The sequence below is a fragment of the Dyella caseinilytica genome, assembly GCF_016865235.1.
Lineage (GTDB): Bacteria > Pseudomonadota > Gammaproteobacteria > Xanthomonadales > Rhodanobacteraceae > Dyella_B > Dyella_B caseinilytica.
Genome location: NZ_CP064030.1, coordinates 178,287 through 190,809 on the forward strand (window position 1 = coordinate 178,287; position 12,523 = coordinate 190,809).

The following is a 12,523-nucleotide window of genomic DNA, read 5'->3' on the forward strand; positions in this document are numbered from 1 at the left end:
CGCCGGAGGATGGGGGAGGTGGGAGAGCGCCGCATGGGTTTAACCCACCTTCTTCAGCGGCGGCTGGCCGGCTTTGGCGCCGGTTTGCAGCCACGGCATGCGTGCGCGCAGCTTGGCGCCCACCTGCTCGATCGGATGATCGAGATCTGCCTGCTTCAGACGCTTGTAGTTCGGCAAACCAGCGTTGTATTCGGCGATCCAGTTGCGCGCGAAGGTGCCGTCCTGGATATCCTTGAGCACGTCCTTCATGCGCTCCTTGGCGCCAGCATCCACCACGCGCGGGCCGCTGACGTAGTCGCCGTATTGGGCCGTTTCCGAGACGAACTCGAGCATGCGCGTGATGCCGCCTTCGTAGAACAGGTCGACGATCAGCTTCAGCTCGTGCAGCACTTCGTAGTACGCAATCTCCGGCTGATAGCCCGCTTCGACCAGCGTTTCGAAGCCCTTGATCACCAGCTCGCTGGCGCCGCCGCACAGCACGGCCTGTTCGCCGAACAGATCGGTTTCGGTTTCTTCCTTGAAGTCGGTCTTGATCAGCATGGCGCGCGCGCCGCCGAGGCCGGCTGCATAGGACTTTGCTTTCTCTTCGGCGTGACCGCTGACGTCCTGATGCACGGCGAATACACACGGTACGCCACGGCCGCGCTCGTATTCGGTGCGCACCAGTGCGCCCGGTCCCTTGGGTGCAACCAGCACGACGTCGATGTCGGCGCGCGGCTCGATCTGCTTGAAGTGCACGTTGAAGCCGTGCGCGAACAGCAGGGCGGCGCCTGCCTTGATGTTCGGTTCGATCGCGTCCTTATACAGCTTGGGCTGCACCATGTCCGGCGTCAGCACGGCGACCAGGTCAGCGCCGCGCACGGCTTCGGCCGGTTCGACCACATGAAAGCCATCGGCCACGGCTTTGTGCCAGGTGGGGCCGTTCGGGCGCAGCCCGACCACGACATCCAGTCCAGAGTCTTTGAGATTAAGCGCGTGGGCGCGGCCCTGGCTGCCGTAGCCAAGAACGGCGATGCGCGCCTTGGCGAGCGTTTCGGTGGTGGCGGTGGTGCTCATGCGGTAACTCCTGCGTCGACGTCTGAAGTAGTGGGTGAGGAAGTAGCGGCTTGGTTGGATGTGCGTGTGGAAGGCTGTGTGGTGGCACCTTCCGAAGCGGAGCCGACCAGTTGCGCGTATTTGGCGAGGGCGCCGCGTGTGACTTTGGGTGCCGGCGGTTGCCACGTGGCACGGCGCGTGGCGAGATCGGCGTCGGTGGAGATCGTGCGTGTCTGCGCGTCAATGACGATGCGATCACCTTCATGCAGCAGTCCGATGGGACCACCGCGGACGGCTTCGGGTGCGATATGCCCGACCATGAAGCCGTGTGTGGCGCCGGAAAAACGGCCATCGGTGATCAATGCAACGTCATCGCCCAAACCACGTCCGATCAGCGCGGCGGTGACGCCGAGCATTTCGCGCATGCCAGGTCCACCGGCAGGGCCTTCGTTGCGGATCACTACCACGTCGCCCTTGACGATCTTGCCGGCTTGCACGGCAGCGAAGGCTTGTTCTTCGCTTTCGAACACGCGCGCGCGTCCTTCGTAGTGCATGGCGCCCTTGCCAGCCAGTTTCAAAATGCAGCCTTCCGGCGCGAGATTGCCGTACAGGATCGAATAGCCGCCGCGGGGTTTCAGCGGTTGGCTGACCGGGTGCACCACATCTTGTTGTTCCGCGCGTGGTGCGGTGGCGCATTCCTCGAACAGGCTGTGGCCGGTGACGGTAGGGCCGTCTTCCAGCATGCCTGCAGAGATCAGCTCTTGCGCGACGCGCGCGCTGCCGCCAGCGCCGAACAATTCGACTGCCGTATAGCGGCCGCCCGGCATCAAGTCGGCGATGACGGGGGTATGCACGGAAGCGGGTTCGAAATCCTCAATCGTCCACGGCACACCTGCTTCGCGTGCGATCGCCAGCAGGTGCAGCACGGCATTGGTGGAGCCGGCGGTGGCAGCCACCATGCGCGCGGCATTGCGGAATGCCGTTTCAGTGAGGATGCTCAGTGGCTTGCGCTGCTCGCGCAGGCAATCCATCACCAGTTCGCCGCAACGGAACGCCGCGTGCGTCTTGGCCGGATGCGTGGCGGGGATATCGTTGAAACCCAACGGCGACAGCCCAAGCGTCTGCAGCACCATCGCCATGGTGTTGGCGGTGAACTGACCACCGCAGGCGCCGGCACCGGGGCACGCATCCTTTTCGACGGCAGTCAGTTCGGCATCATCGATCTTGCCAGCACCGTGCGCACCAACGGCCTCGAATACCTGCTGGATGGTGATGGGATGATTGTTGTGATTGCCGTGCGCGATGCTGCCGCCGTACAACGCAACGGAAGGAATGTTCAGACGCGCCATGGCCATGGCCGCAGCCGGAATGGTCTTGTCGCAGCCGCACAGCACCACCATCGCATCGAGGCAGTGACCGTCCACGGCCAGCTCGATGGAGTCGGTGATCACTTCGCGGCTGATCAGCGAAGCGCGCATGCCGGGCGTACCCATCGCGATGCCGTCGGTCACGGCAATCGTGTTGAATTCCACCGGTGTACCGCCCGCAGCACGAATACCTGCGGAAACATGTTCGGCCAACTCGCGCAGATTGAGATTGCACGGACTCACGTTGGACCACGTATGCACCACGGCCACCAAAGGCTTGGCGATGTCGTCATCCTGCATGCCCGTGGCACGCAGCATGGAGCGCGCGGGAGCGCGATCGGGGCCGGTTTTGATCAGATCACTACGCATCATGTCCTCGCTTAGCCACACGCACGCAGGCCGCACAGAAAGGCGGGCGTGGCGACATCGTCAAGCGCGGCAATCACGGCATCGCGCATTTCGCTGGTGGAGGCCTTGCCGCCGATATCACGGCTGTGCGGACCGTTGGTCAGTACGTGGGCCACCGCGGCTTCGATCGTCGTGGCTTCGATTTCCAGGCCCAGCGAGTGACGCAGCAACAGCGCCGCGGAAAGGATCGCGCCCAGCGGGTTGGCCACGCCCTGGCCGGCGATGTCCGGCGCGGAGCCGTGGATCGGTTCGTACAGGCCAACTTTGCCTTCACCCAGCGACGCGGACGGCAGCAGGCCGAGCGAGCCGGCCAGCGCGGCGGCTTCGTCGGTGAGGATATCGCCGAACAGATTTTCGGTGACGACCACGTCGTAGCGGGATGGCTGCGTCAACAGCAACATCGCCATCGAATCGACCAGCTGATGTTCCAGCGTTACGTCCGGATACTCGGCAGCGATGCGCGTGACCGTGCTGCGCCATAAGCGTGACGTTTCCAGCACGTTGGCTTTGTCGACCGAGGTGACGTGCTGCTTGCGCTCGCGTGCCAGTTCAAAGGCGCGACGCGTGACGCGCTCGACCTCGGCAACGGTGTACTTGCATTCATCCGTGGCTGTGTCGATCGTGCGCGTTTTAGCGCCGAAGTAAGCGCCGCCGGTCAGTTCGCGCACGAACAGTACGTCGACGTTTTTCAGCTTTTCGTTCTTCAGCGGTGACAGCGACGCCAGTGCCGGATGCACTTGCAGCGGGCGCAGGTTGGCGAACACGCCGAGTGCGGCGCGCAGCGCGAGCAAACCCTGTTCGGGACGTACCTTCGCCTGCGGATCGGACCACTTCGGCCCGCCGACTGCACCGAGGAAAACCGCATCAGCCTTCTTGCACGCTTCCAGCGTCGCGGCGGGCAGTGGTTCGCCGGTCGCGTCGATCGCGCAACCACCGATGAGATGCGATTCAAACTCGAACGTTTGGCCGCTGCGCTCGGCAACGGCTTTCAGTACGGCAACTGCCGCGTCGGTAACTTCGGGACCTACGCCGTCGCCGGGCAGGGTAACGATGCGAGCAGTCATGCCACCTTCTCCTGTTGTTGCTGTTCGTATTGAGTGATTGCGTCGGTGTGCTGAAGCAGGAAACCGAGCTGGTCAACGCCGTTCAGCAGGCAATGCCGCGCAAACGGTTCGAGCTGGAATCGGATATGTCCGCCATCGGGGAGCTGGATGGCCTGTTCGCGCACATCAATGGATAGTTCGATGCCCGGGTTTTTCAGCAGCCAGCGGTGTTCGGCTTCGTCGATCACGATGGCGAGCAGGCCGTTCTTCAGTGCGTTGCCGCGGAAGATGTCCGCGATCTCGCTGCACAACACAGCCTGGATGCCGTAATCGAGCAACGCCCACGGCGCGTGCTCGCGTGAGGAACCGCAGCCGAAATTGCGGCCGGCGACCAGAATCGCGCAACCATGGGCTTCGGGTTTGTTGAGCGGGAAATCCGGGTTGTCACTGCCGTCCTGGCGATAACGCCAGTCGTTGAAGCAGAACTTGCCGAGTCCCGCACGTTCGGTGGTGGTAAGGAAGCGCGCAGGGATGACGCGGTCGGTGTCGATGTTTTCGTCGAGCAGCACGGCGGTACGCGAATGGATGCGGGTAACAGGTTTCATGCGGCCACCTCCGTCAGGTATTCGCGTGGATCGGCAATGGCGCCGGCAATCGCCGATGCGGCAGCGGTCGCGGGGCTGGCGAGCACAGTGCGAGCCCCTTTGCCCTGGCGGCCTTCGAAGTTGCGGTTGGAGGTGCTAACCACCAATTCGCCCGGTTGTGCCAGATCGCCGTTCATGGCGATGCACATCGAGCATCCCGGGATGCGCCATTCCGCGCCTGCGGCAAGGAAGACTTCATGCAGGCCTTCCTTCTCCGCATCGCGGCGCACCGCTTCGGAGCCCGGCACCACAAGCATGCGCACGCCCTTGGCGACATGGTGTCCGCGCAGCACATTTGCTGCTTCGCGCAGGTCCGACAAGCGCGAGTTGGTGCAGCTGCCGACAAACACCACGTCCACGGCCGTACCCTGCATCGGCTGATTCGCCTTGGCTTGCATGTAATCCAGCGCGCGTTGCTCGACGGGATTGCGTGCAGCAGGTACGGGTTTGTCCATGGCGATGGCCATGCCTGGATGCGTGCCGTAGGTGACAGTCGGGCGAATCTGGCTGGCGTCGATGCGCACTTCGCGGTCGTAGCTCGCGCCTTCGTCAGTGCGCAGCGTGCGCCAATGCTGCACGGCCGCGTCCCATGCAGCGCCTTGCGGTGCGCGTGGACGGCCTTTCAGCCAGGCAAACGTGGTCTCGTCCGGTGCAATCAGGCCGGCGCGGGCACCGGCTTCGATGGACATGTTGCATACCGTCATGCGTTCTTCCATCGACAAAGCTTCGATGGCGTCACCGCGATACTCGAGGACGTAACCGGTACCGCCGTCGACGCCGATCTCGCCGATGATGTGCAGGATCAGATCCTTGGCGCCAACGCCACGCGGCAGCTTGCCATCGACATGGATGGCAAACGTTTTCGGTTTGCGTTGCAACAGGCATTGCGTCGCCATGACGTGCCCGACTTCGGTGGTGCCGATGCCGAACGCCAGCGCGCCGAATGCGCCGTGGGTGGATGTATGGCTGTCGCCGCAGACGATCGTCATGCCCGGCTGGGTGGCACCCAGTTCCGGACCGATCACGTGCACGATGCCGCGATCGCTGCTGTCCCATCCGTACAACTGCACGTCGAATTCGCGGCAGTTGGCTTCCAACTGCGCCACCTGCGCCTTGGCTTCGGCGTTCGCATAGGGACGTTCGCCATTCGCCTGCGGGGGCAGGGTGGGGGTGGAGTGGTCGAGTGTGGCCAGCGTGCGATCCGCACGGCGCAGCTTCAGTCCGCGCGAACGTAATTCGCTGAAAGCTTGCGGCGAGGTGACTTCGTGCACCAGGTGCAGATCGATGTACAGCACGGCCGGTGTATCGGTCGTTTCGGGGGCCACGACATGGGCGTCCCAGATTTTTTCGAACAGCGTACGAGGGGTCATGCGGAAGCCTGCTCTTCTTGAGGAGTGCGGCCATGGATGGCCGCTTTTTGACTTTCACGGTCAAGGACGACCGCATTAACTGGTGTCAGCCAGTTGTAGTGATCGGGGGTCTTGCCGCTGAACAATCCGAAGAACGCATCGCGCAAGGCGCGCGTGATCGGACCGGGCGTGCCACTGCCAACCTTCTTGCGGTCGACCGAACGCACTGGCGTGATTTCCGCGGCTGTGCCGGTCATGAACACTTCGTCGGCGGTGTACAAGGCTTCGCGCGGCAGATCGCGCTCCTCCACCGCAATGCCCAGATCGTTGGCCAGCGTGATCACTGAGTCGCGCGTGATACCGGCGAGAATTCCGGCGCTCGACGGCGGCGTGAGCAGCTTGCCGCGCTTGACCAGGAACAGGTTTTCGCCGGCGCCTTCGCTGAGCAGGCCGTTGTGCCCCAATGCGATGCCTTCGTCATAACCGCCGCGGCGCGCTTCCAGGCCGATGAGCTGGCTGCTCAGGTAATTGCCGCCGGCCTTGGCCCAGCTGGGGATGGTGTTGGGCGCGGGGCGATGCCACGAGGACACACACACATCCGCACCCACTTCGGCTGCTTCACCGAGATAAGCACCCCATTCCAAAGCCAAGATCGCGACGTCGACGGGCGCGCCGTCCCTGGGGAGTACGCCGAGCCCGCCGGCGCCGCGAAAAACAATCGGACGAACATAAGCTGAGGCCATCCGGTTGGCGCGAATCACTTCCAGGCAAGCATGGTTGATCTCTTCTTCGCTGTAGCCGACGTCGATCTCGTAGACGCGTGCCGATTCGAACAGGCGCCGCGTGTGATCGGCCAGGCGGAAATACGCAGGGCCTTCTGGTGTGGCGTACACGCGCTCGCCTTCGAACACCGACGAGCCGTAGTGCAGTGCGTGGGCGCTGACATGGACGTTGGCTTCAGCCCAGGGCTTGATGCGCCCGTTGTGCCAAAGAAAGGCAGTGCTCATGCGGAAACTCCTTGCGACTCCAGGGTATCGGCGGAGCGCTCGCCCTGCCGTTCGATACGATTGACGATGGCCAGCGCGGCGTGCGCGGTCGCTTCGATGATGTCGGTGCTCACGCTGCTGCCGTTCCAGTCGCGCTGCGCGTGACGTGCGGTGAGCTGGGCATGGCCTTGCGCGTCGCCGCCTTCACTGATGGCGCGCACCTGGAAGCCGGTCAGTTCCATATCGGTGCCGGTGGCGCGCTCGATCGCGCGCAGCACGGCGTCCACCGGGCCATCGCCGATCGCTGCTTCGCCGATTTCGCGGCCGTCTTCATGGCTCAACTTCACCGTGGCCGAAGCGCTGCTGCCCAGATGCGAACTGGTGTTGAGCTGAGTGAGATGCCACGGGCCGGTAGCATCGGGATCCTGGCCCAGCGCCAGCGCTTCCAGGTCTTCGTCGCGGATGTCGCGTTTGCGGTCGGCCAATGCCTTGAAGCGTTTGAAGATGCTCTCCATGGCTTGGTCGTCCACGGTATGACCGAGTGTTTCCAGGCGCTGGCGCAGCGCATGCCGGCCGGAATGCTTGCCGAGCACCAAGGTGGTTTCGGCGATGCCGACATCCTGCGGACGCATGATTTCGTAGGTGCCGCGGTGCTTGAGCATGCCGTGCTGGTGAATGCCCGATTCATGTGCAAAGGCGTTTTCGCCGACGATCGCCTTGTTGCGTGGCACGGCCTGACCGGTCAGCTGCGTCAGCAGGCGCGAAGTGGGATACAGCTTGCGGGTGTCGATGCCGGTGCGCAGGCCGAAATGGGGTTCGCGCACTTTCAGCGCCATCACGATTTCTTCCAGCGAGGCGTTGCCGGCGCGTTCACCGATGCCGTTGATGGTGCATTCCACTTGGCGCGCGCCGGCGCTCACGGCGGCCAGGCTGTTGGCAACGGCCATCCCCAGGTCATCGTGACAATGGCTGGAAAACACGGCCTTGTGGGCATCGCGCACGTTGCGGCGCAGGTAGGTGAACAGCTCGACCATTTCGGCGGGCGTGGTGTAGCCCACGGTATCGGGAGCGTTGAGCGTGGTGGCGCCGGCAGCGATGGCGGCGCTGAAGACTTCGACCAGGAATTCCGGCTCGGTGCGCAAGGCATCTTCAGCGGAGAATTCGACGTCAGCGCAGTACTTGCGTGCGTGTTCGATGGAAGCGACGGCGGTGTCCAGAACTTGCTGCTTGCTCATGCCGAGCTTGTGTTCGCGATGCAGCGGGCTGGTAGAGAGAAACAGATGAATGCGTGATCGTCGGGCGCGTTGCAATGCGCGGGCGGCGGTGTCGATGTCGCCGGTTTGACATCGCGCCAATGCGCAAACCGTGGTGTTGTGCAACGTTCGTGCGATTTCGTCGACAGCCGCAAAATCATCGGGAGAAGCTTGCGGAAAACCGGCTTCCAGGATGTCCACACCCAACGTTTCCAGCGCTTGTGCCATGCACAATTTCGCGCGACGGTCCATGGAAAACCCGGGGGCCTGTTCGCCGTCGCGCAAGGTGGTGTCGAAGATCCGTACCTGGTCGTCGACGCTCTCGCCGTCGTCGTTCGATTCGTTCGGTTGTGGCGTTTCGCTGGTCATGTCTTGCTCCGTTTTGGCCGGCGCCAAGGGCAATAAAAAACCCCGCATCCTGGTCGGGTGCGGGGTTCTTTGGGGTATCTAGGTTATTTTTGCTCTACCTGGACACACGCCCTCAGCCCGCACCTCCATTAGTAATAAGGAGTACGAGTACAAGGGAAATAAGAAGGAGGCCGCCTAGTGGCAGCATGCCGATGTCCGAGGGAGGTCGGATCGCGCTGGTGATGTAGCGGTGGCTGTTGCGTTGCGGCATGTTGTCGACCGTACGGCATGCCCTTGCAGCCTGTCAATCTTTTTCTTATTCGAATTTTTCCGAAGTGGCTGTTGAGGCCGGATTGGACGGATGGACGTCCATATCCAAAAAAATTTCAGACGAAACCGTTTCATGAGTAACCAATCCATCGACCTCGTCTTGCGTCACGCAAAGAGCGATGTCCTTCGCATGATCAAGTGGCGGGTGCTCGATTTGCGTTGGCCTTTCGTTCTTCGCGATGTAGGCGGAGATGAATTCGCATCCATAAGACAGAAACCATGCCGTAGCTTCGTGCGTGACGATCACGCGAAGTCACTTCGACGCATGCCCTGGATCGGCTGGCGCTCATCGAAGCAAGAAATCGCCGGCATGGTGCATCAGTCGTGCTGACGGGTCTGTCTTGACTCGCGTGCTGGCGCTGCTTTGGAAGCCGATGAAGCGTGCCGGTTGGCGTGCAGCGAATGCGGGGTGTCCCGGCGACCCGGTACCATGTGGGCATGACATCACCCCGTTCCCCGCTGGCGCATCGCATCGCGCGCCGCTTGTTGCCGTTGGGCCGTTCCTCACGATCGGCGCTGGAAACCCCACACGCCTTCGCCGTGTCCGCCGCCCATGTCCAGACGCTGGAGGGTCCCGGCCCGTTTCGTCAGGCCCTGCTTGCGCAGATTGCACAGGCGACGCGCCGCATCGTGCTTGTTGCGTTGTATCTGCAGGATGACGAGGCTGGGCGGGAGGTGCTTGAGGCCCTCTATGCGGCAAGCAGGGCGCGCCCCGAGCTGGAGATCGAGGTCTACGTGGATTGGCATCGTGCCCGACGCGGCCTGATCGGCAAGGTGGCCAGCGAGGGAAATGCGGCCATGTATCGCGATTACACAGCGCGGTGTGGCGAAGGCGTGGCGATCTACGGTGTGCCGGTGCAGAACCGGGAGTTGTTTGGCGTGCTGCACCTGAAAGGCTTCGTCATCGACGATGCCGTGTTGTACAGCGGGGCCAGCATCAACGATGTCTATCTGGCCACGCAGGGACGTTATCGGCTGGATCGCTACCATCTGATCCGGCATGCCGGATTGGCCGATAGTATGGTTGCCTTCGTGCAACGGTATTTGCGCGCGAGCGAGGCCGTGCAACGGCTCGATCGGACACCTTTGCCAGCGACACGCGAACTGCAGCAAGCCATCCGGCATTTGCGCAAGGAGCTGCAGCACGCGCATTACCAGGTGCCACGCGAGGCGTTATCGGGAACCGATATTGCCATCACACCATTGGCAGGATTTGGGCGCAGCGGCAATACGCTTAACGATACCCTGTTGGCGTTGTTACGGCAGGCGCGCCGCCGAGTAGTGTTGTTTACGCCGTACTTCAACTTGCCGCGACCGGTGCGTGCCGTGTTGGGACAGCTGCTGCGCAGGGGTTGCACCATCGACATTATGGTGGGCGACAAGACGGCCAATGATTTCTACATTCCGCCAGCCCAGCCTTTCCGCAAGATCGGCCTGCTGCCTTATCTCTATGAAAGCAATCTGCGCCGGTTTGCACGCGCCCATCGCGCGCATATGGCGCGTGGGCAACTCAATCTCTGGCTATGGCGTGATGGTGACAACAGCTATCACGTGAAAGGGTTGCTGATCGATGACGAGATCGCCGTGATCACCGGCAACAACCTCAATCCGCGCGCGTGGGCGCTCGATCTGGAAAACGGCCTGCTGCTGCGGGATCCGTCGCATCAGCTCGTTGCGCAGCATGAAGCCGAGTGGGCGGCGTTGCGGCGTCACGCCGTGCGGCTTGAGGATTACCACGCACTGGACAATCCGCGCCGCTATCCGGCCGAAGTACGTACGCTGCTGCGCCGATTGAGCCGGGTGCGATTGGACCGTTTGCTCAATCGGCTGCTTTGACTTTACGCGGTAAGCCGGGCCAGCCGCATGTCCAGCCAGCGCTGCACATCCGGCCATTCACTGGCGATGATCGAATAGCAGACCGTGTCGCGTAGCGTGCCATCCGGACGGCGCTTGTGGGCGCGCAGCATGCCGTCGCGATGGGCGCCAAGGCGCTCGATGGCGCGCTGCGAATCCTGGTTGAAACGATCGGTGTGGAACTCAACGGCTACGCAATCCAGCGCTTCAAAAGCGTGTTTCAGCAGCAGTCGTTTGCACGCGGTGTTCAGGTGGCTTTTCTGCCAGCGCTTGGCATACCACGTGTAGCCGATGGCGATACGCGGCAGCGCCGGGTCGAAATCGTAGAAGCGGGTGGTGCCGACGATCTCGTTGCTGGATTTCTCGCGCACCGCAAACGGCAACATGATGTTGGCGGCAAGGCCGTCGAGTGCCTTCTGAATATAGGCCGCGGTCTCGCCCGGTGCGGGGGCACTGGTGAACCAGAGGTTCCAAAGCTGGCCATCGGCAGCGGCGGCTTCCAGTTCGGAAACATGGTGCAGGCCGAGGGGCTCAAGCTGGACGTGATCGTCCTGGAGGATGGCCGGGGCTAGGGATGGCATGTCGGGTTGGGGGCTTTGTGAGAGAGGGAATACTACCGCCATGGATGCGTCCGCCGGCGGCAACGTAACCGCCGGGCCTGGCCGCAAGCCTCAGGCGTCCAAGTCCGGAATGAGTTTGCTTTCCAGCCGCGCGATGGCGTCCTTTAGCAGCAGTTTGCGCTTCTTCATGCGGGTGATCTGCAGTTCGTCGCTGCCGATCGAGCGGGACAGTTGCTCGATGGCAGCATCCAGGTCGCGATGTTCCAGACGAAGTTCGGCCAGAAGGTGTGCGATCTGGGAGGGATCCTGGGCCTGCATGGTGGGCAATCATAAAGGCGGCGGTAGAGCGCTGATTGTAGCGCGTCGGAATGGCGTGAGTGGACGGGTACAATAGGAGCCTGCCCGTCCTTCAATGTCCCCATCATGTCCGCCCCATCCGAGGTTATTCCGCTCGAAATCAGCCGCAAGCAGGCCTACGAAGCCGGCAAGCTGGCCAAGCGCCTGCGCCATCAGGTCGGCCAGGCGATCGCCGATTTCAACATGATCGAAGACGGCGACAAGGTGATGGTCTGCCTGTCCGGTGGCAAAGATTCGTACACCATGCTGGACATCCTGCTCTCGTTGCAGGCCAAGGCGCCGGTTCGTTTCGAATTGATTGCCGTGAACCTGGATCAGAAGCAACCGGGATTTCCCGAGCATGTGTTGCCGGAGTATCTCACCGAGCGTGGCATCCCCTTTCATATCATCGAGCAAGATACGTACAGCACGGTGACGCGGGTGATTCCCGAGGGCAAGACCATGTGCAGCCTGTGCTCGCGCCTGCGGCGCGGCGCGCTGTACGCCTGGGCCGCGGCCAATGGCGTCACCAAGATCGCGCTGGGACATCATCGCGACGATATTCTTGGCACCTTCTTTCTCAATATGTTCTACCAAGGCAGCTTGAAGGCGATGCCGCCGAAGCTGCGTTCCGACGATGGGCGGCACGTTGTCATTCGCCCGTTGGCCTACTGCAAGGAAAGTGACATTGCGGAATATGCCGAGCACAGGCAGTTTCCGATCATTCCCTGTAATCTCTGCGGTTCGCAGGACAATCTGCAGCGCAAGGCTGTCGGCCACATGCTGCAGGATTGGGAGCGTCAGTTTCCAGGGCGCAGCGAAACCATGTTTCGCGCGCTAGGCAATGTGGCGCCCTCGCAACTGGCAGACCGCCAGCTGTTCGATTTCGTATCGCTGGGTTCCCGCGAAGGTGCTCAACGGGCCGATGTCCATGGCTGGCTGGCGGGAACCGATGGTGACCACAACTAGAAATCAGGCGGACGTCTGGACGTCCATATTCTTCTTTCTTT

The 12,523-nt window shown here is 62.4% G+C and carries 12 protein-coding genes; 2 read left to right on the forward strand and 10 right to left on the reverse strand.

All coding sequences use genetic code 11. The annotated features are described in order from the left end of the window. Positions 1 to 39: 39 nt before the first annotated feature. The 8 genes from ilvC to ISN74_RS00815 form a co-directional block, all read right to left on the reverse strand. Complete coding sequence (ilvC, locus tag ISN74_RS00780; protein ID WP_188796430.1) at positions 40 to 1,056, reverse strand: ketol-acid reductoisomerase; 1,017 nt, start codon at positions 1,054 to 1,056, stop codon at positions 40 to 42. Continuing rightward, the gene (gene ilvD / locus ISN74_RS00785; RefSeq protein WP_188796432.1) at positions 1,053 to 2,771 is read right to left on the reverse strand and encodes a dihydroxy-acid dehydratase; all 1,719 of its coding nucleotides are present in this window, start codon (positions 2,769 to 2,771) and stop codon (positions 1,053 to 1,055) included. Before ilvD ends, ilvC begins: the two co-directional genes overlap by 4 nt. 11 nt (positions 2,772 to 2,782) lie before the next feature. Next, entirely contained in the window at positions 2,783 to 3,874 is a 1,092-nt protein-coding gene (gene leuB, locus ISN74_RS00790; protein ID WP_188796434.1) for a 3-isopropylmalate dehydrogenase, read from the reverse strand. After that, entirely contained in the window at positions 3,871 to 4,458 is a 588-nt protein-coding gene (gene leuD, locus ISN74_RS00795; protein ID WP_188796436.1) for a 3-isopropylmalate dehydratase small subunit, read from the reverse strand. Before leuD ends, leuB begins: the two co-directional genes overlap by 4 nt. Beyond that, positions 4,455 to 5,867, reverse strand: coding sequence for a 3-isopropylmalate dehydratase large subunit (gene leuC / locus ISN74_RS00800; RefSeq protein WP_188796438.1), 1,413 nt, complete (start codon positions 5,865 to 5,867; stop codon positions 4,455 to 4,457). The genes leuD and leuC overlap by 4 nt, the downstream gene beginning before the upstream one ends. Further along, positions 5,864 to 6,853 (reverse strand): branched-chain amino acid transaminase, encoded by a 990-nt coding sequence (locus ISN74_RS00805; RefSeq protein ID WP_188796440.1) that lies wholly within the window; start codon positions 6,851 to 6,853, stop codon positions 5,864 to 5,866. Before ISN74_RS00805 ends, leuC begins: the two co-directional genes overlap by 4 nt. After that, a complete protein-coding gene (locus ISN74_RS00810; protein WP_188796442.1) occupies positions 6,850 to 8,454 on the reverse strand; it encodes a 2-isopropylmalate synthase in 1,605 nt (534 codons plus the stop codon). Before ISN74_RS00810 ends, ISN74_RS00805 begins: the two co-directional genes overlap by 4 nt. Positions 8,455 to 8,749: 295 nt before the next feature. Continuing rightward, positions 8,750 to 9,010 (reverse strand): hypothetical protein, encoded by a 261-nt coding sequence (locus ISN74_RS00815; RefSeq protein ID WP_188796444.1) that lies wholly within the window; start codon positions 9,008 to 9,010, stop codon positions 8,750 to 8,752. A 191-nt stretch (positions 9,011 to 9,201) separates the two neighbouring features. On the opposite strand from ISN74_RS00815, the gene pssA reads away from it, so the two are divergent. After that, positions 9,202 to 10,599 (forward strand): CDP-diacylglycerol--serine O-phosphatidyltransferase, encoded by a 1,398-nt coding sequence (pssA, locus tag ISN74_RS00820; RefSeq protein WP_188796446.1) that lies wholly within the window; start codon positions 9,202 to 9,204, stop codon positions 10,597 to 10,599. Between the two features lie 2 nt (positions 10,600 to 10,601). Here pssA and ISN74_RS00825 read toward each other — a convergent pair whose 3' ends face one another. After that, entirely contained in the window at positions 10,602 to 11,198 is a 597-nt protein-coding gene (locus tag ISN74_RS00825; RefSeq protein WP_188796448.1) for a GNAT family N-acetyltransferase, read from the reverse strand. A gap of 90 nt (positions 11,199 to 11,288) precedes the next feature. Next, positions 11,289 to 11,495 (reverse strand): YdcH family protein, encoded by a 207-nt coding sequence (locus ISN74_RS00830; RefSeq protein WP_188796450.1) that lies wholly within the window; start codon positions 11,493 to 11,495, stop codon positions 11,289 to 11,291. 105 nt (positions 11,496 to 11,600) lie between these two features. Between ISN74_RS00830 and ttcA the strand changes: the two genes are divergently transcribed. Then, entirely contained in the window at positions 11,601 to 12,482 is an 882-nt protein-coding gene (ttcA, locus tag ISN74_RS00835; RefSeq protein ID WP_188796452.1) for a tRNA 2-thiocytidine(32) synthetase TtcA, read from the forward strand. Positions 12,483 to 12,523: the final 41 nt, after the last annotated feature.